Origin of the sequence: Streptomyces sp. NBC_00986 (assembly GCF_045162565.1) — a bacterium.
Taxonomy (GTDB): Bacteria; Actinomycetota; Actinomycetes; order Streptomycetales; family Streptomycetaceae; genus Streptomyces.
Genome location: NZ_CP108733.1, coordinates 7,085,260 through 7,102,776 on the forward strand (window position 1 = coordinate 7,085,260; position 17,517 = coordinate 7,102,776).

Consider the following 17,517-nt stretch of genomic DNA (forward strand, 5'->3'; position numbering starts at 1 on the left):
CACCCACGAGGACACAATGAGCAGCACTGTCATCACCAACATCGCCACGCTGGTCACCAACGACCCCTCCCTCGGTGACAGATCCCCTCTCGGTCTGATCCAGGACGCGGCCGTCGTCATCGACGGCGACCGCATCGCGTGGACCGGTGAAACAAGCAAAGCACCCGCCACTGACAACCGGGTCGACGCCGGTGGGCGGGCGGTCCTGCCCGGCTTCGTGGACTCCCACTCGCACCTCGTCTTCGCCGGCGACCGCACCCAGGAGTTCAACGCCCGCATGTCCGGGCGGGCGTACAGCGCTGGCGGCATCCGTACGACGGTCGCGGCGACGCGCGCGGCGAGCGACGCGGAACTGGAGGCGAACCTCACCCGTTACCTGGACGAGGCCCTCCGCCAGGGCACCACCACCTTCGAGACGAAGTCCGGCTACGGCCTGACGGTCGCCGACGAGTCCCGCGCCCTCCGGATCGCCGCCGCGCACACGGACGAGGTGACGTACCTCGGTGCGCACATCGTCTCGCCGGACTACGCCGACGACCCCGCCGCGTACGTGTCCCTGGTCACCGGCGAGATGCTCGACGCCTGCGCCCCGCACGCCCGTTGGATCGACGTGTTCTGCGAGAAGGGCGCGTTTGACGGCGACCAGGCGCGCGCGATCCTGACGGCGGGCAAGGCGAAGGGCCTGCACCCGCGCATCCACGCCAACCAGCTCTCCTACGGCCCCGGGGTCCAACTCGCCGTAGAACTGGACGCGGCGAGCGCGGACCACTGCACGCACCTCACGGACGCGGACGTGGACGCGCTGGCGAGCGGCGCGACGGTCGCCACGTTGCTCCCCGGCGCGGAGTTCTCGACGCGCGCGGAATGGCCGAACGCGCGCCGCCTCCTGGACGCGGGCGTCACGGTCGCGCTCTCGACCGACTGCAACCCGGGTTCGTCCTTCACGTCCTCCGTCTCCTTCTGCATCGCGCTGGCGGTACGGGACATGGGGATGACCCCGGACGAGGCGGTGTGGGCGGCCACGGCGGGTGGTGCGGCGGCGCTGCGACGGGACGACGTGGGCCGGATCGCGGTGGGGTCGCGGGCGGACCTGATCCTGCTCGATGCGCCCAGCCATGTGCATCTGGCGTATCGGCCGGGGGTGCCGCTGGTGACTGAGGTGTGGCGGCGGGGGACGCGGGTGGTTGCTGGAAGCCGGGGCTAGATCTAACCACTGTCGGGCGCTGTGACTGGTTAGAAAAGACCCCAGCGTTCAGAGGGTGCAGGTGTGCGTCGGCCGGTTCTGAACCTTTACGGATCTTCGGGCACTCGGGCGGACATACTCCACGCATGGCCTTCTACATACTCGCGGGCATGCTGGTGGCCCTCGTCCTGACGGACTGGACCATCGCGTTCTCCAGCAAGCGCCGCGGCAGTTGGGCCTTCTGGGAGGACTGGACCTGCTTCGTCTACGGCCCGCTCTTCGTCCTCCTCAACCTGGCGCTGGCGGCGGACATGTGGTGGTTCCAGACGGACTGGTCACCGAGGGCCCGCCTCGACTTCGCCATCGGCGGCCCGGTGCTGGCCATGTGGATCGGCTTCCGCTGGTTCCGCTACTCCCGGGTGCGACTGCTTGCGCTGGTGCGGGGAGAGCGCGGCAAGCCGGGCGGCGCCGAGGAACCGGGAACGAGTGTCCGGTAGCGAAAGCGGTTGGTACCGCGGCGACTGCCACGTGCACTCGGTGTGCTCGCACGGCGGCGAACTGACGCCGCAACGCCTTGCCGACGAGGCCCGTGCGGCGCGGCTGGATTTCCTGGCGGCGACCGAGCACAACAACGCGGACACGCACGCCACTTGGGGCCGGTACGCCGGTGACGATCTCCTGGTGATCCTGGGGCAGGAGGTCACCACCCGTACCGGCCACTGGCTCGCGCTGGGCGTTCGCCCCGGGCAGGTCGTCGACTGGCGCTACGGCGTGCAGGACGGAGTGATCGACCGGCATCTCGACGAAGTCCGTCGCGGCGGCGGGTTGTGCGTGGCAGCCCATCCGCATGCACCGTACGACTCGGGCACGTTCCTGTACCCGTACGAGGGGTTCGACGTGGTCGAGGTCTGGAACGGCCCGTGGAGTTCGGACCTGCCCTGGCAGGCGGACAACGAGGCGGCGTTGGCGGAGTGGGGGCGCGGGCTCGATGCGGACATCCGGCGACAGGGCGGGTGGCGGCCGGCGATGGGCAACAGTGACGCGCACCTGTCGGGCCAGATCGGCGTTCCGCACACCGTGGTACGGGCCGAGGAGTTGAGTATGGGCGCGGTGCTCGCCGGGATCCGCGCCGGGCGGAGTTGGATCGCTGAGTCTGCCGCCGTCGAGTTGTCGTTCACGGTTTCTGCTGGCGCTCAACAGACGTGTGTCGGTGGGCAGTTGAAGAGTTGCGGTGGACCGATCGTGGCTCGGGTGGGTGTGCGTGGTGTGCCTTCAGGGGTGGTCAGTTTTCACACCGGGGAGGGGAAGGTCCACGTTGCTTCGCTGTCCGCTGCGGGAGTGGGCGCGGTCGAGTGGCGTACCAGTGCGCGGGAGTCGCCGTTTGTCCGTGTTGAAGTACGTCATCCGGGAGGGCGGATGGCGGCGCTGAGCAACCCGGTAACTCTGCTCTGATCACCGTCTGCAGGCCGGTGGTCATTGCCAGCGGGCCGCCCTGATCACGGACAGGGCGATGTCGGTGACGGAGCCTGCGCCGGTGTCGATGGTGAAGTCGTCGACAGCGGCTTGGTCGAGGATGCCGTCCAGTTCACCGGACCGGTTCAGGTGCCATTGCAGTGCCTGAGTCCCGATGTTGTGACGGTGGGTCAGACGATGGTGGATGACCGGCAGTTCGGCCCGCAGCCGACACACCGTGAGGTCAACGCCTACGGCGTCGGCCAGTTCCTTCCGCTCGTCCTGTCCCTCGATCACACCGGCGAGTACGAGGCGCCTGGCTCCCGCGTCGAGGTAGTGACCGGCGATGCTCCGCAGGTTCCGCAGCAGCATGCCGAAGTTGAACCGGTCACCGGGAGGCGCGGGCCACGAGTTGCTCAGCCAGTCGAGGTCCAGCACGGCATGAGGGACCCCCGCGTCAGCGAGCAGGCCGCCCACCGCCTCGGCGACGGTTGTCTTGCCCACGCCGACCGTGCCGTTGATCAGGAGGGCGCGAGCGTTCCGGGGGTTGTCCGCGTGCATTTCGGCATCGTATGGCGACCCTGAACAAGCGGACGTTCAGAATTCAGCCGGAGCTGCTGACAGGGTCAGGTTGCGTGGAACAGGCCCGACTTCAGGGTGCGTATGAGGTGCGCCAACGGGGTTCCAGTGGTGGTGAGTTCGGTGTCGGGGGTTTCGCTTTCGCGGAGGTGGAGGGTGGTGGGGGTGGCGGCGAGTTCGATGCAGGTGTTGCCGTCGCCGCCGTCGGAGAAGGTGGACTTCTGCCAGTGGAGAACGTGGTCCATGGTGTGCCTCACAACTCCTTCGTCAGGCGGTGGATGAAGTCCCGGGATGTCACGGGGTCCAGCGCCGCCTTCTCCACTTTACGGAAGAGCGTTCGAAGCTGAGCCAGTTGGGGTTCCGCATCGATGAACGCGGTGCCGGTGGGGGCGTCACGCAGGCCCGTGTCCAGGCGGGGGACCGCGCCGCCCGCGTACATCATCGAGGCACCGGCGCCGGCGAAACCGTCCTGGTCGGTGGGGATGACGCGGACGGTTGCGTGGCCCTGCTCGATCTGGTCGAGGATCTGACGGAGTTGAGCACGGGACGTCTGTCGATCGGCCACGCGGATGCGCAGGGCGAACTCGTGGATCAGGGTCTCGTACGGTGTCGGATTCTCGCCCTCGATGACAGTGCGCCGGGTCGTCCGGTGCTCAACCCGAGGGGCCAACTCGGTCTCGGGCAGGCCGGGGACCATGTACGTGTACACGGCGCGTGCATAATCCGGCGTTTGCAAGAGGCCCGGCACGTGCGTGATCACCACCTCGCGCAGGAATGCCGCGTGGTGTTCGACCTCGGCCGTGTCCAGGAAGACGGGGGGAAGCACACCCCGGTACTCCTCCCACCACCCCCGCGTGCGGTCGGTCGCCATGGTGACGAGGGCTTCGATCAACGCCTCGTCCGTACAGGCGTAGTGGGCCGCCAGGCGGCGGACACGTTCAGCGCTCACGCCTGCGACGCCGGACTCGATCTGGCTCATCTGGACGCTGTCGGCCCCGAGTAGCGCTGCGGCTTCCCGGGCTTTCATTCCCGTCGCCTCGCGTAGTTTGCGCAGTTCGGCGCCGAGTCGCAGCCTGCGGGCCGTGAGATGCCTCTTCGGCGGCAACCGGCACCTCCTCGTCTCAACTGCCCTGTGCTCGTAGCTCGTTCGAGGGTCAGAATACGGCAATCACTTGCGCCTTCCTAATCTTAGGAAATACCGTCGGTGATGCGACGCACACGCTGCGGAAGTGCACCGCTTCGTCCTGCCATGACGGCTGCGGCAATGCCACCGCCCGCGCCCATCACCCACCTCACCCCGTCCGGAGCTGCCGCATGCCAGAAACCGAGCCCGAACCCTGGGAGTACTCCCTCTCCGTGCCGCACGATCGCCGTGCCGTCACCGTCTGCCGCCGCACCCTGCGCCTCGTCCTCACCGCGCACGGCCTCATCCGGGTCGTGGACACCGCCGAACTCCTCGCGACGGAGCTGGTGGCCAACGCCGTACTCCACACCAAGGGGCCGGTGATGCTCCGAGTGCGGTGGTCGGTGGGCGTGCTGCGCGTCGGGGCGTGGGACGCGGATCCCGAACCCCCTGAACCGCCGGGGCAGTTGGCGAACCTGTTGGACGCCGAGGCAGGGAGAGGGCTGGCACTGGTGCGGGCATGCGCCGACTCCTGGGGGTGGCAGCCGTTGTCGAGGAACGGGCAGCGCGGCAAGTACGTCTGGTGCGAATTGGCGGTGGCGTAGTGCCCAGCTCGTCGCACGAGGCGCTGCACCGGATCTTCCAGAAAGATCCCGCGCTTCTGACCCGCGCCCTGCAGAGCGTGTTACGCATCCCCTTCCCCGAACCGCGTGAGTTCGCCGCCATGAACGTGGACCTCACCGAGATCGAACCGGTCGAGAGGCGCGTGGACACGTTGCTCCGGGCGGAGACCGACGAAGGGGACTACCTCCTGGTCGTCGAATCGCAGGGCGATATCGACAAGAGGAAACGCGGCAGCTGGCCGTACTACCTCAGCTACCTGCACGAGAAGTACCGCTGCGAACCGGTGCTCATCGTCATCACCCAGAACAGCGCCACGGCCCGCTGGGCGGCGGAGCCCATCCATCTCGGGGTGCGCGGATGCCCTTCGCTTACGGTGCGCCCCTTCGTCCTGGGCCCGGACAACGTGCCGGTGATCGTGGACGAACGCGAGGCCGAACGGGACGTACCCCTCGCGGTGCTTTCGGCGATGACACATGGCCGTGGCCCGCAGGCCGCCGCCATACTGGAAAACCTGGCCACCGCCCTGCGGACCATCGACCCGGACAGTGCCGCGGTCTTCGTGCAGTTCGTCGACTCATGCCTGGCAGACCGCCAGGCCCAGCAGATGTGGAGGGACCTGATGACGGCGATCCAGTACTTCTGGCGGCACCCGCTGGCGGAGCAGGTGAGGGGTGAAGGCCGGGAAGAGGGCAGGGAGGAAGGGCGCGCTGAGGGGTGGGCCGCGGCCATTCTGCGTACCTTCCAGCGGCGTCAGATCGACGTCCCCGCCGACGTCCGCGACCGCATCCTCGCCTCCACCGACCTCGACGAACTCGGCACCTGGTTCGACCGCTCCCACGAGGTCGTCGACGCGCGGGAGTTGTTCACCGAGGGTTCCTGAAGCGGAAGGCCGATCCGCCGGGCCTCACCCCGTTGTCGGCCGCCCGGCGGACGCCCGATCCATCGCCCCGTCCAGATGCGCAATGACCGCCGGTACGTCCCCACTCTCCGTCCCCCGGATCAACTCCAGCGCAGGCCGGACGAGAAGGCCCGGCCGGGCGATCAACCGCGCCAGCACCGCAGCCCGCACATCAAGCCGTTCGATGGTGGCCGTGCGTTCCGCCTCGCTCTGCCCCGCCAGCAGCACCGCGTTGTACCAGGCCTCCTGCCGGGACTGGACGACGCTGAAGTCCAGGATCTCCTCGTCCGTGCGACCCCCGACCTTGTCCAGCAGGGACAGGAGAGGGGATACGGCGCCCACCGAGTCCTCCAGCACCAGCACCACCCCCGCGAGGATGTCGTTGACCAGCAGGAAGTCGTGCTGAAGGGCGTGGATGTCCTCGCCGGGGCTCGTTCGCGCGGCGGCGACGGCCAGGTCGAGGTTGATGTGGGCGTTCACGCCGAGGATCAGGTGCTGGACGATCACCGTGTCGGCGTCGGACAGCAGCCCGAACGTCTCTCGCCAGCAGCGCGGCCCGCTCCGGTCGCGGCGCCAGGCGTTGTACGCGTCGAAATAGCGGTTGCCGAAGAGCGTGTCGAAACGGTCCATCCGGGGACCGTCCTCGAACTGCCCGGCGTGGATGGCCTTGCGGATCTCGACGGTCACCTGCCGGTACAGCGTCGCGAAGTACCCGACCCGGTCACCCGCACCGGTCGCCTCCCGCACGATCCCCGCAAGCCCGTCCACGACCTCGTCGATGTTCTGCGCCTGTGCCTGTGCAGCCATGCCCAACTCCCCTTTGGCGGAGCCACAGTTCGGACCACTCAGTCTCACCGAGAATGACAGCTCCGGTACGGCTCACACCCACACCCGGCCGACGGGACCCCGCTTCACCCCGCCCGCCACCGCTGCTCCGCACCCCCGCTCAGCGGCACGAGTGACACCCCCTCCTCCCCGTCCGGCGTCATCCCCGTCAGGATCGCGATCGCCGGGCGGATCACCCCGTCCGCGTCCACCGTGAACCGCAGGTTCTCGCCATGGCTCCCGTCCACCGAATCGCACTCCCAGATGCCGACGCCCTTGTCCACGGACCCCCGGCTGTCCAGGCACAGGTCGGAGTCGGCGGACGACTGCACCACCCCGCGCCCGGAGTCGACGCGCCACAGCTGGGTGTCGGACGAGGTGCAGGGGGCCGTGATCACATCCGTGCCCTCCGTCAGGTCGCCGTCGCGGATGTCCAGGCAGCGGCCCGTGGAGACGTTCACGACCTGCGCGTAGGTGCCGTCGGGCGCGTGCGTGGCCGGGGACGGGGACGAGGAGGGCGTGGCGCTCGCGGAGCGCGTCGGCTTCGAACTCCTCGTCGGGGACGGTGACTTGGCGGCGGACACCGACGGCGTCACCGGGACCGTCGCCGTCACCGTCACCTCGGACGGAGTCGACGGAATCGCCGCCGCGCCCGCCGCCGCACCCGGATGCGACGTCGCCCCACCCGGCCGCAGCAGAAAGAACAGCAGCGGCACCAACGCCACCCCCAGCGCCGCCGACGCCAGCACCAGCCGACGCCGCGAAGGTGCCCAACTCGCCTGAGTCCCGAGGGCGTTGTCCCTCGCCTCCTCGCGGTCCCGCATCGCGTACGACGCCCCCGCCCACGCCAACAGCCCCTCCGCCAGCGTCGCCCGCGGAGCGTCCCGCAGCGCCGTCAGTTCCTCGTACGCGCCCGTGCAGTGGGCGCACTGCGCCATGTGCGCGTGCAGGTCGGCGCTGTCGCGGGGGTTGTCGGGGCGTACCGACTCCTCGATCAGACGCCGGAAGTCACCGCAGCGCGGGTCGTCGGAGGCGGCCAGGCGGGACTTCAGGCAGGCCTGGGCCATGGACTGGAGGGCCGGTCCGGTGCCGTGGACGACGTCCTCGGGGGTGAGGCCCAGGAGGGAGGCGGTCACGGTTTCCGGTTCCCGGTCGACGATGCCGTACCAGACCAGGCCCTGTGTCCGGGAGGGGAGCGAGCGGAACGCCGGGAGCATGGAAGGTGCCGGGTCCGTGGTGTTCAGGAGCAGGAGGAGGCCGGCGTCCAGGCCGGTCGAGCGGTCGTCCCGGGACCATGAGGCGGCCACCCGCCCTGTCAGCAGCAGGAGTTGGTGCCGCCAGGGGACCGACGGGTCCACGCCGCGTGCCGTCTCGCGGGCCGCGAGGGTGAACGCCTGGGCCGCCAACTGCCGTGCCGCCGAGTCGCTCGTCGTGCACAGGCGGGCGTAGGAGAGTACGGACGGCTGGTGCCGGGAGCGGAGTTCCTGCAGGGCCGTGTAGACCGTGGACGGTTCGGCGCGCAGTGACTCCGTGAGCCGGGCGTCGGACGCTCCGGGGATGCCGTCGTCCTTCTCGGAGCGAACCATTCACCCGCCTCCTCGCGCCCGTCCTGACGGACCAGCCAGTTTGTCGGGTGACCATAGTGGTGGAAGGCGCCCGGTGGGGAAAGAGGTTTCTGTGGGTAACCCCGGACGTGGTGCGGGAGCGTCCGGGAACGCCTGAGCGCGGCGCACACGCGCGCGCCGCGCTCAGCACAGGCGATACGGGCGTACGGCCAGGGGAGTTCTACTCCTCGACCGTAAGTCCCTTCCGCAGCCGCACCAGCGTCCGCGACAGCAGCCGCGACACATGCATCTGCGAGATGCCCAGCTCGTCGCCGATCTCCGACTGCGTCATGTTGGCGACGAAGCGCAGGGAGAGGATCTGCCGGTCCCGGGACGGGAGTTCGGCGATCAGCGGCTTCAACGACTCGACGTACTCGATGCCTTCGAGTCCGTGGTCCTCGTAGCCGATGCGGTCCGCGAGGGCGCCCTCGGAGTCGTCCTCCTCCGGCTGCGCGTCAAGTGAGCTGGCCGTGTAGGCATTTGACGCTGCCATGCCCTCGACGACCTCCTCCTTGGAGATCTTCAGGCGCTCCGCCAACTCGGCCACGGTGGGGGCGCGGTCGAGTTGCTGGGCCAGTTCGTCGCCGGCCTTGGCCAGGTCGAGCCGGAGTTCCTGCAGCCGGCGCGGGACGCGCACGGACCACGAGGTGTCGCGGAAGAAGCGCTTGATCTCACCGACGATGGTTGGCATCGCGAAGGTGGGGAACTCGACGCCGCGACTGAGTTCGAAGCGGTCGATCGCCTTGATCAGGCCGATCGTGCCGACCTGGATGATGTCCTCCATCGGTTCGCTGCGCGAGCGGAACCGGGAGGCGGCGAACTTGACCAGCGCGAGGTTGAGTTCGACGAGGGTGTTGCGGACGTACGAGTACTCGTGCGTGCCTTCCTCGAGCGACTCCAGCCGCTCGAAGAGGGTCTTGGAGAGCGCGCGTGCGTCTACGGCGCCGATCTCGTCGTACGGGGGGATCTCGGGGAGCCCCTCGATGGCATTGGGATCCAGTTGTGCCGGTGGGGGTGTCGACGTCGCTGTCGGGGTAGGCGATGCGTCGAGCCGGGGTGACATGGCGTCCTCCATCGTTCTCGGCATATGGCTGCCGAAGCCGGTGCGTGCACTGCGGAGTGCGGCGCCTCCAAAGCCGGTCGTGTCGGTCGGTCGGTCGTTTCGACAGTCGGGGCGAGAACCGGTCGGTTGCCGGACTTGTCCGTCGTATCGAATGTCCAAATACTTGTCTCTACTAGCCCTACCCGTTTTCCGGAGCTCGCCGCAAGTGCGTTGCGTACCCATATGTCCACTTGTGGGCGGTTGTTCGGGTGTCGGAGAGTGTGAGGAAGGCGTAGTGTTCCAGGGCGAACGTCAACAGCCACGACCTCGGGAGAGAGAGACGGCATGGACCGCGGGACGGTCGGCAGCGCACAGTCTGGCCGGCTTCTGGTCGAGGTGCGGAAACAGGGCCTCAGCGCAGTCGTGACACCGGCGGGTGAGTTGGATCACCACACCGCCGATCTGTTGCGGGAACCGCTGGAGGACCTGCTCGCCCATGGGTACGCACGGCTCGTCGTGGACTGCTCACGGCTGGAGTTCTGCGACTCCACGGGCCTGAACGTGCTGCTCGGCGCACGCCTGAAGGCGGAAGCCGCAGGTGGCGGAGTGCACCTCGCGGGGATGAAGCCCGCGGTGGCGCGCGTGTTCGAGATCACAGGGGCGGAAGCGGTCTTCACCGTCCACGACACCCTCGGGGCCGCCCTCGCCGACGAGTCCGGCTGAGCCCTGTTCTCCCCCGTGTGACCGGCGGATTCCCCGTGCCTCGTCTTCCGTGCCGAGTAAGGGGTGTTTTGCCGGTTCGCTCGGGCAGGAGAACATCTGAACCTGTCGAGACCCCGAGCGACCAAATCGCTCCTGATCCACGTACTGACTCTTGAACACGTACCGACTCTTGAATCGTGAACCGGTGAATCGGTGAGGTGAAGCGCTGATGAGCACCACCCGGCCCTACCCGCCGGGCGACCGCCCGGAGTCCGGTGGCGCCGCGGAGGCGCCCGCCGGAGGCGCTTCCGTGCCGTTCGTCGGGGACGACGCCGAACCGGCCGTCGGCCGGAACACCCGCAGGCTCAGTTTCGCGGGCGAGAGCGGGGTCGTACCACTGGCCCGCGACTTCGCCCGCCAGGCCCTGTACGCCTGGGGCTGGCTGCCCGCCGAGGGCGCCGACCGGCGCGCCGCCGCCGAGGATGTGCTCCTCGTCGTCTCTGAGCTGGTCACCAACGCCTGTCTGCACGCCGAAGGCCCGGACGAGATGTGGATCACCTGTGAGAACAAGGTGATCCGGGTCGAGGTCTCCGACCGCGGCACGGGCCAGCCCGCCCCCAGAACCCCGCACCGCGCGGGCCGCCCCGGCGGCCACGGCATGTTCATCGTGCAGCGGCTCTGCCTGGACTGGGGCGTCGTCCGCGCCCCAGGAGTCACCGGCAAGACGGTCTGGGCGGAGCTGGGCGCCCCCGCCTAGCCCGCCCGCACGGGGCTGATCCATGGGGCGCTGAGAAATTCGTTTCCCCGCCCCCCGACCCGGCCCTACGCTCGTCCCAACGCGCTGACGGAGACGAGTACCCCGGGTCCCGCGAGCCGAGAGAGCCGCCGACGCTGTGAAGGCGGCCTCGCACCCCGGGCGAATCCCCTCCCGAGCGCGGGGAGGAACGGCCTGTCGCTGTGACGGGCCCCATGCCCCGCCGGCCGGCCCCCGTCATCGGGCCAGAACGAGACCGTTCTACGGCGGTACGCGACCGTTTCCACGGCCGTGCGGCCCGCGACCGGTGAAGGCGTGGTGGCACCGCGAGCACCCTCTCGCCCACGCCCCGAGGGATCACCCCCGGGGCGATTCTTGTGCCCCGGCCGACGCGAGGCGAGCCGAAGGGGCGCGTCGGTGTCGAGAGGTCGAGCGCGCGGAGGCCCGAAGGGCTGAGCACGGTCGGGCTCTCGACACCGACTTGGGCGCTCCGGAGGTGAGCCGCGCCGATGTAGCGAACGGAGCATGCACGATGCTCGACGTCACCCTCATCCGACAGCAGCCCGAGCGGGTCCGCGAGGCCCTGCGCAAGCGCGCGGTGGACGCCGACCTTCCGGCGTTCCTCGCCCTGGACACCCGCTTCCGGGACACCCGTACGGCCGTGGAGCGGCTGCGCGGCGAGCGCAAGCGGATCTCGGCGGAGATCGCGGCCCACCGCAGGGCGGGCACCGCGGCGGACGAGCTCCAGGCGACCGCCTCGACCCTGGCCGACCAGGTCACGAAGGCCGAGGGCGAACTCGCCCGACTCGCCCGCGAACACCAGCAGTTCCTCGACGCCCTGCCCAACCTCCCCGACGAGGACGTGATCGCGGGAGGCAAGGAGAACAACGAGGTCGTACGGACCGTAGGCGCCCCGAGCCCCGATTTCGTTCCCCGCGACCACGTCCAACTCGCCCAGGATCTCGGCCTGGTGGACTACCGGCGCGGCACCGCTCTCGCCGGCAACGGCCACTGGATCTACCGGGGCGACGGCGCCGCGCTGGAGTGGGCCCTGCTCAACCACTTCCTCGACAGCCACCGCCGGGCGGGCTACGAGTTCGTGCTGCCGCCGCATCTGCTGACCTACGAAGCGGGTTATACGGCGGGCCAGTTCCCGAAGTTCGCCGACGAGGTGTTCGTGGTGGAGGAGGGCGAGGGCGGGCGCCCGGAGCGGTTCCTGCTGCCGACCGCCGAGACCGCGCTGGTCAACCTGCACCGCGGGGAGACCCTCGACGAGGCCGAGCTGCCGCGCAAGTACGTGGCGTACACGCCCTGTTACCGCAAGGAGAGCGGCAGCCACCGCACCGCGGACCGGGGCACGCTGCGCGGCCACCAGTTCAACAAGGTCGAGCTGTTCCAGTTCGCGCGCCCGGGGGACTCGGACGCGGCCCAGCTCGAACTCCTCGCCCGCGCCGAGGAGTTGGTGGCCGGCCTCGGACTGCACTACCGGGTCACCAAACTCGCCGCAGGGGACACCAGCCCCGCCCAGGCGAAGACGTACGACGTGGAGGTCTGGCTGCCCAGCCTCGGCGCGTACACGGAGGTCAGCTCGGTGTCGAACGCCCGCGAGTACCAGGCCCGGCGCGGCGGCATCCGGTACCGCCCGGCGGGCGGCGGCAGGGCGGCGTACGTGCACACGCTCAACGCCTCGGGGCTGGCGACCAGCCGTCTCCTCCCCGCGATCCTCGAACAGCACCAGCGGTCCGACGGCACGGTCGTGGTGCCCGAGGTGCTGCGCCGCTGGGGCCTGCCCGACCTGCTCGGCTGACGCCCACCTCGGGTTACCCCCGGTCACCCTGTCCACTTGTCGACCTCTTCGCGCACGCCGGATCGTCACAACTCCGGCGTGCGCCTTGTCTTCCCTCCTCACGACCCCGGGCGTACCTTGACGGCCGATCTGATGTGCCGTCAGGAATGAGGGGACCGTGTCGTACCAGAAACGAACCGCAGCGCTCGCGTCCGTCGCGGCCCTGGCCGGCTCGGCGGTATTCATGGCCGCCCCCGCAGCCCGGGCCGATGTGGTCGACGTCAACTACAAGTGCCAGACGCCCATCGGCGTCAAGACCGCCGTCTCGCCGATCGACATCAAGGGCGTCAAGAGCGGCAGCGCCTACAAACTCACCATGTCCTGGCAGAAGGGCGTCTCGTCCAGCCCCGTCGAGCTCGGCAAGGGCGCGATGAGCCCGAGCGCCACCATCAAGGTGGGCGGCGCGGACAGCGGCACGGTCGCGGTGTCGGGCCCGGCCAACCAGGCCGCGATCCCCGCCAACACCCCCATCAAAATCAACGACTTGACGGGCACGTACACCCCGAAGGCGTCCGGCAAGGTCACGTTCACGGCGGCCGTCCTCACCATCAAGGCCCTCGGTACGACGACGACGTGCACCCCCACCAACAGCCCCGGCCCGTCCCTCACGCTGGACGTCACGGCGGCGGGCGGTTCGTCGGGATCCAGCGGCTCGACGGGTACCAGCGGCACCACCGGCTCCGGTACCGGCACCGACTCCAGCGGCACGCTCCCGAAGACCGGCCCCGACGACTCGGTCATCGCCCTCGGCACCCTCGGCGGCACGGTCCTGCTCGCGGGCGCGGCGGGCACCCTGTGGCTGACCCGGCGCAACCAGACGGCCCACGCCCGCCGCTGACAGCCCCCCCCCGCAAGCACGCTGGAGCCGCCCATGCTGTCGTCGACCGCCCGCGTCCTGTGCCTGTCCCTCCTCGCCCTCCTGGCGGCCACGCCGACCGCAACGGCCGCCGGGGGATGGACCGTTGCGCCCGCGGGCGGCGGACGCCCGACGTTCTACGCGGAGGGCGAGCCAGGCACCACCCTCCAGGACACGGTGTCGGTGACCAACCCGACCGGCCGCCCGATCACGGTACGACTGCAGGCCACAGGCGTCCCGATCACCTTCGCCGACACGGGAGTCGGGGTCCCGGCCCGCACCCGGGCGGACATCCCCTTCACGGTGAACGTCCCGACGGCCGCGTCCCCCGGCGACCACACCGCCACGATCACCGCACGGGACGCGAAGGGCGGAGAGGCGACGGTACGGCTCCAACTCCACGTACGCGGCCCGGCGTTGTCAGCACTCACCATCGAACACATAACAGCCCACGACAACGGCATCACCTACGACCTGGTCAACCGCGGCACCACACCCCTCACCCCGAAACTCGCCGTCCACGCCACCGGCCTCTTCGGCACCCTCCTGAACCGCGCCCCCCGCACCCTCCCGGTCCAACTCCCGCCGGGCCAACGCCTGAAGCTCACCGAACCCTGGCCCGGCCACCCCACCCTGGACGCGGTCGACGTACGCCTCACGGTCACAGCGACGGGCGGCGCCCACGACACGGCGAACGTGTCGACACGGTTCGTGCCGTGGGGAGCGGTGACGGGCATCGGGGTCCTGGCCACGGCGGGGACCGCGCTGCTCCTCGTACGCCTACGCCTACGCCTACGACGTCGGACCGAGTTGACGGGAGCGGTGATGTGAGCGGCAAGGTGCGGATTCCGGCGCTGGTGGCGGTACTCGCGCTGCTCCTGCTGCCGTTGGCGGGGACGACGTCCGCCGCGGCGGCGGTCGGCCCGAGTGTGAAGCTCTCCAAGTCGCAGGCGGGAACGGGCGGTTCGATCACCGTCTCCGGGAGCGACTGGCGGCCGCACGCCCTGCTGATGATGCTGATCTGCGGACAGGCGACACCCGCGCGTGGGGTGATCGGCGGCACCAACTCCTGTGCGAACGCGGACGGCAGAGCCGTGACGACGGACGCCAAGGGCATCTTCAGCAAGAAGCTGCCGGTGTCCGAACCGCCGGTGCCGTGCCCGTGCGTGGTGCATGTGGCGACGGTGACGGGCGCGAGCGCGTCGGCGGACACGGTCTTCCAGGTGGCGGGCCACGCGGTCGAACCACTCCCCGCGGAGTCCTCGGCCGGCCGTCTGTCGGTCCTCTCCGACACCCGGCTGGACGGTTCGAGCGGGCTGCTGACCTGGTTCGGGGCACCACCGTCCCGCACGCTGGTCTTCACCGTGGGCAACGCCGGTTCGTCCCCCGTCAAGAACCCCGTGTTCAAAGTCGGCACCTCCCACGGGGTGTTCGCGCCGCAGTGGGACGACCAGCAGTTCAGCGGCACGATCGCGCCCGGCGGAAAGGCGGAGATCAAACTCCCCGTCGAACTCTCGGCCGGAGCACACGGCGACTACTCCGTCTCGATGAAGTACGGCGGCCGGGTGCTCGCCGAACAGCCATGGGGAGTCGGCCGCCCCTGGGGCGTGACCCTGTTCTGGGTCCTGGTCTGCGTGGTCGTACCGGCGGCGGTGTTCCGCATCGGAATGGCCGTGGTGGACCGCCTACGGCCACGCAAGGCGGCCCGCAGCATGGGCCCGCCCCGGCACAGGGCTCTGCACATGCCCTCCCAAGTCACGCTGCGCATGCCGAAGTTGGGCAGGGCGGCCGCGTCCCGGGAAGCAGCCGCGGCCGCCCCTACGACCTCGACCCTGCCGTGGTTCACCCCGGACTCCGATCCGGGCACGGCGGCCGGTCGACTCTCCGCACCGCACGACGACAGCCCGACGAGTCCGACGACTCCCACCAGGAAGGGACTTACGTGAGCAAGCGAAGGAGAGTCATACCGGCCGGCGGAGGCGGTGTACGGAGAGCGGGCGCGGCCACGTTCGCGCTGGTCCTCGGCAGTGCGGGCCTCGCGCTCGGCCTGACCGCCGGGACCGCGCAGGCCGCCGAGGTGTCCTACGCCACCCACTGCGTGCCGCCCGCCGGCATCGACCCGGTCGACGGCACCACCAAGGTCGAGATCACCGCGCCCGCCACGGCGAAGGTGGGCGACACGGTCGACGTCGTCTGGCATTTCACCCAGGCCGCGTCCAAGAACCCCGACATCATCGACCTGCCCGCCAACTCGGTCCAGCCGTCCGGGATTCTGAAGGCGGCCGGCGCACAGACCGCCGACATCGCGATGCAGGGCCCGCGCACGAACCCGGCGATCCCCAAGGGTGCGGTGATGACCCTGTCCGACATGAAGGGCTCGTTGAAGCTGACGACGGCGGGGTCGGTGACGCTGACTCCGGACGCGTACACGGTCAACGCGTTCTCGACGGACACGAAGTGCACACCGACGGCAACGGTCTCGCCTTCGGCGACGATCAATGTGACGGCGGGTGACGGCAGTTCGTCCAGCACGTCCCCGACCCCATCGGACTCGACGTCGGCCTCCGCATCGGCATCGGAATCAGCCTCGGAGTCTGCATCGCCCAGTGATTCGACATCGGCGTCCGCGAGCCCCAGTGACGGCACCGGGACCGGCCAGACGGACTTCACCGGCAAGGAGGTCTCCGTCCCGTACGCGTGCAAGACGCCGATCGGTGACAAGAACGCGACCTCACCTGTCCAGATCAACGCCACGAAGGACGGCGGGAGTTACGACCTCACCGTGAAGTTCAACGGGTCGGTGATGGACAGCCCGGCGGACATCCCGGCGGACTCAGTGAAGCCGTCGATGGAGGTGGTCCTGGGCGGCGCCGACAAGGGCACGGTCCACGTGGAGGGCCCGACCAACTCCGCTGCCATCAAATCCGGCGACCCGATAGAGATCCCGGACCTGACCGGCACATACAAACCGGGCGCGAGCGGTACGTCGACGCTGTCCCCCGGCGTTCTGACGGTCAACGCCCTCGGCACGACGACGACTTGCACCCCCACGAAGTCAGAGGTCTCCCTGACCCTGGACACGACGGAACAGGCAAGCGGCGCGTCCGGCGGCTCCTCAACATCGGGCGGTACGTCAACGTCGACATCCACTTCAGGGGGCTTGGCGGAGACGGGCTCGGACAGCCACGGCGGCCTGAAAGCACTCGGCCTGGTCTCCGGTACGGCGATCCTGCTTGGCGTGGCGGTGTTCACGTTCATGCCGGGACGGAGGCGACTGCGCTGACAAGTACGGGTGGGCCGCCCGCTTCTTGGTCAGTGTCGGGATTGCGGGAGCCGAGTAAAGGGCGCTCCCTGCGGTCGCGTCGGCTGCGCCGATTCCGCTGCGCTTCACCCTTGACTCGTCTCCCGCAATCCCGTTTCAGAAGCGAGCGGGCGGCCCAGGGGGATGGGTGGCCCAGGTAGGAATCCCCTTGCCTGTACTGCGTTGCGGGCCGGTGCGGAGGGGACGCGTTCGCGTCTCGCCGGCACGCCGGGCGGGCTTAGCGGCTACCGGCCGGTGGGGTGCGAGGGTGCGAGGGTGCGAGGGTGCGAGGGTGCGAGGGTGCGCGCTGCCGCCTCGCCAGCACGCCGCCTCGGCTCAGCGGCCAACGGTGGATGGGGGAGTGGGCGGGGGTGGGTGGATCGGGGGTGGGTGGATGGGTGGTTGCTGGAGGCTGTAGGTAAAACTAACCACTGTCATGCCCTTTGGCTGGTTAGAAAGGACCCCGGCTTCCGGAGAGGGCGGGGTCGGGGGCGTGGTTGGGGGCGTGGTGGCGCGCTGGCGTCTCGGCTGCATGCCGGGTCGGCTCGGCGGCTGTCGGCCGGTGGGGGCTTCCCGGCTGCCGGTTCTGGGCGACGGCCTGGGTGATGGCCTGGGTGATGGCGCGGGTGGTGACTTCCGCTTGCCAACCGCCCCTCCCGGGGTACCCGGTCTGTAGAAGTGTGACAGTTGAAGCGGAAGTGTCACACTTTCCAGCCCCACCCCACCCC

Annotated in this window: 18 protein-coding genes; 12 read left to right on the forward strand and 6 right to left on the reverse strand. The window is 69.7% G+C overall.

Translation table 11 applies throughout. The features are described 5' to 3' along the window. Positions 1-16: 16 nt before the first annotated feature. The 3 genes from hutI to OG504_RS31740 all read left to right on the forward strand — a co-directional run bounded on the left by hutI (position 17) and on the right by OG504_RS31740 (position 2,635). On the forward strand, positions 17-1,204 hold the full coding sequence (gene hutI, locus OG504_RS31730) for an imidazolonepropionase (RefSeq protein WP_405992863.1): 1,188 nt from the start codon (positions 17-19) through the stop codon (positions 1,202-1,204). Between the two features lie 125 nt (positions 1,205-1,329). Continuing rightward, positions 1,330-1,680, forward strand: coding sequence for a hypothetical protein (locus OG504_RS31735; RefSeq protein ID WP_405992864.1), 351 nt, complete (start codon positions 1,330-1,332; stop codon positions 1,678-1,680). Further along, positions 1,670-2,635 (forward strand): CehA/McbA family metallohydrolase, encoded by a 966-nt coding sequence (locus OG504_RS31740; protein ID WP_405992865.1) that lies wholly within the window; start codon positions 1,670-1,672, stop codon positions 2,633-2,635. Before OG504_RS31735 ends, OG504_RS31740 begins: the two co-directional genes overlap by 11 nt. Positions 2,636-2,656: 21 nt before the next feature. Here the strand turns inward: OG504_RS31740 and OG504_RS31745 are convergent, their stop codons facing one another. The 3 genes from OG504_RS31745 to OG504_RS31755 all read right to left on the reverse strand — a co-directional run bounded on the left by OG504_RS31745 (position 2,657) and on the right by OG504_RS31755 (position 4,319). Next, positions 2,657-3,196: a hypothetical protein gene (locus OG504_RS31745; RefSeq protein WP_405992866.1), complete on the reverse strand. Its 540-nt coding sequence runs from the start codon at positions 3,194-3,196 to the stop codon at positions 2,657-2,659. Between the two features lie 65 nt (positions 3,197-3,261). Then, positions 3,262-3,459: a DUF397 domain-containing protein gene (locus tag OG504_RS31750; RefSeq protein WP_405992867.1), complete on the reverse strand. Its 198-nt coding sequence runs from the start codon at positions 3,457-3,459 to the stop codon at positions 3,262-3,264. An 8-nt stretch (positions 3,460-3,467) separates the two neighbouring features. Continuing rightward, the gene (locus tag OG504_RS31755; protein ID WP_405992868.1) at positions 3,468-4,319 is read right to left on the reverse strand and encodes a helix-turn-helix domain-containing protein; all 852 of its coding nucleotides are present in this window, start codon (positions 4,317-4,319) and stop codon (positions 3,468-3,470) included. Positions 4,320-4,528: 209 nt separating this feature from the next. Between OG504_RS31755 and OG504_RS31760 the strand changes: the two genes are divergently transcribed. Both OG504_RS31760 and OG504_RS31765 read left to right on the forward strand, forming a co-directional pair. Further along, positions 4,529-4,942: an ATP-binding protein gene (locus OG504_RS31760; RefSeq protein ID WP_405992869.1), complete on the forward strand. Its 414-nt coding sequence runs from the start codon at positions 4,529-4,531 to the stop codon at positions 4,940-4,942. Continuing rightward, a complete protein-coding gene (locus OG504_RS31765) occupies positions 4,942-5,841 on the forward strand; it encodes a hypothetical protein (RefSeq protein ID WP_405992870.1) in 900 nt (299 codons plus the stop codon). The genes OG504_RS31760 and OG504_RS31765 overlap by 1 nt, the downstream gene beginning before the upstream one ends. 24 nt (positions 5,842-5,865) lie before the next feature. Here the strand turns inward: OG504_RS31765 and OG504_RS31770 are convergent, their stop codons facing one another. The 3 genes from OG504_RS31770 to OG504_RS31780 form a co-directional block, all read right to left on the reverse strand. Then, positions 5,866-6,666 (reverse strand): DUF5995 family protein, encoded by an 801-nt coding sequence (locus OG504_RS31770; RefSeq protein ID WP_405992871.1) that lies wholly within the window; start codon positions 6,664-6,666, stop codon positions 5,866-5,868. 104 nt (positions 6,667-6,770) lie between these two features. Then, a complete protein-coding gene (locus OG504_RS31775) occupies positions 6,771-8,270 on the reverse strand; it encodes a ricin-type beta-trefoil lectin domain protein (protein ID WP_405992872.1) in 1,500 nt (499 codons plus the stop codon). Positions 8,271-8,469: 199 nt separating this feature from the next. Next, positions 8,470-9,351, reverse strand: coding sequence for an RNA polymerase sigma factor SigF (locus OG504_RS31780; RefSeq protein WP_033284378.1), 882 nt, complete (start codon positions 9,349-9,351; stop codon positions 8,470-8,472). Positions 9,352-9,675: 324 nt separating this feature from the next. Between OG504_RS31780 and OG504_RS31785 the strand changes: the two genes are divergently transcribed. The 7 genes from OG504_RS31785 (at position 9,676) to OG504_RS31815 (ending at position 16,771) form a co-directional block, all read left to right on the forward strand. Further along, on the forward strand, positions 9,676-10,053 hold the full coding sequence (locus OG504_RS31785) for an STAS domain-containing protein (RefSeq protein WP_033284379.1): 378 nt from the start codon (positions 9,676-9,678) through the stop codon (positions 10,051-10,053). Between the two features lie 208 nt (positions 10,054-10,261). Beyond that, positions 10,262-10,789 carry an ATP-binding protein gene (locus OG504_RS31790; RefSeq protein WP_405992873.1) on the forward strand — a complete coding sequence of 176 codons (528 nt, stop codon included), beginning with the start codon at positions 10,262-10,264 and terminating at the stop codon, positions 10,787-10,789. Positions 10,790-11,318: 529 nt separating this feature from the next. Beyond that, the gene (serS, locus tag OG504_RS31795) at positions 11,319-12,593 is read left to right on the forward strand and encodes a serine--tRNA ligase (protein WP_405992874.1); all 1,275 of its coding nucleotides are present in this window, start codon (positions 11,319-11,321) and stop codon (positions 12,591-12,593) included. A 157-nt stretch (positions 12,594-12,750) separates the two neighbouring features. Then, the gene (locus OG504_RS31800) at positions 12,751-13,470 is read left to right on the forward strand and encodes an LPXTG cell wall anchor domain-containing protein (RefSeq protein ID WP_405992875.1); all 720 of its coding nucleotides are present in this window, start codon (positions 12,751-12,753) and stop codon (positions 13,468-13,470) included. 36 nt (positions 13,471-13,506) lie between these two features. Beyond that, entirely contained in the window at positions 13,507-14,319 is an 813-nt protein-coding gene (locus OG504_RS31805) for a hypothetical protein (protein ID WP_405996479.1), read from the forward strand. Next, on the forward strand, positions 14,316-15,434 hold the full coding sequence (locus tag OG504_RS31810) for a hypothetical protein (RefSeq protein WP_405992876.1): 1,119 nt from the start codon (positions 14,316-14,318) through the stop codon (positions 15,432-15,434). The genes OG504_RS31805 and OG504_RS31810 overlap by 4 nt, the downstream gene beginning before the upstream one ends. Beyond that, on the forward strand, positions 15,431-16,771 hold the full coding sequence (locus OG504_RS31815) for a hypothetical protein (protein ID WP_405992877.1): 1,341 nt from the start codon (positions 15,431-15,433) through the stop codon (positions 16,769-16,771). The genes OG504_RS31810 and OG504_RS31815 overlap by 4 nt, the downstream gene beginning before the upstream one ends. The last annotated feature ends 746 nt before the right edge of the window (positions 16,772-17,517 follow it).

Excerpts from the sequence above, each read along its gene's own strand:
- hutI (WP_405992863.1), top strand. The coding sequence starts at position 17 with ATGAGCAGCACTGTCATCACCAACATCGCCACGCTGGTCACCAACGAC.
- OG504_RS31735 (WP_405992864.1), top strand. The coding sequence starts at position 1,330 with ATGGCCTTCTACATACTCGCGGGCATGCTGGTGGCCCTCGTCCTGACG.
- OG504_RS31745 (WP_405992866.1), bottom strand. The coding sequence starts at position 3,196 with ATGCACGCGGACAACCCCCGGAACGCTCGCGCCCTCCTGATCAACGGC.
- OG504_RS31750 (WP_405992867.1), bottom strand. The coding sequence starts at position 3,459 with ATGGACCACGTTCTCCACTGGCAGAAGTCCACCTTCTCCGACGGCGGC.
- OG504_RS31760 (WP_405992869.1), top strand. The coding sequence starts at position 4,529 with ATGCCAGAAACCGAGCCCGAACCCTGGGAGTACTCCCTCTCCGTGCCG.
- OG504_RS31770 (WP_405992871.1), bottom strand. The coding sequence starts at position 6,666 with ATGGCTGCACAGGCACAGGCGCAGAACATCGACGAGGTCGTGGACGGG.
- OG504_RS31775 (WP_405992872.1), bottom strand. The coding sequence starts at position 8,270 with ATGGTTCGCTCCGAGAAGGACGACGGCATCCCCGGAGCGTCCGACGCC.
- OG504_RS31780 (WP_033284378.1), bottom strand. The coding sequence starts at position 9,351 with ATGTCACCCCGGCTCGACGCATCGCCTACCCCGACAGCGACGTCGACA.
- OG504_RS31785 (WP_033284379.1), top strand. The coding sequence starts at position 9,676 with ATGGACCGCGGGACGGTCGGCAGCGCACAGTCTGGCCGGCTTCTGGTC.
- OG504_RS31790 (WP_405992873.1), top strand. The coding sequence starts at position 10,262 with ATGAGCACCACCCGGCCCTACCCGCCGGGCGACCGCCCGGAGTCCGGT.
- serS (WP_405992874.1), top strand. The coding sequence starts at position 11,319 with ATGCTCGACGTCACCCTCATCCGACAGCAGCCCGAGCGGGTCCGCGAG.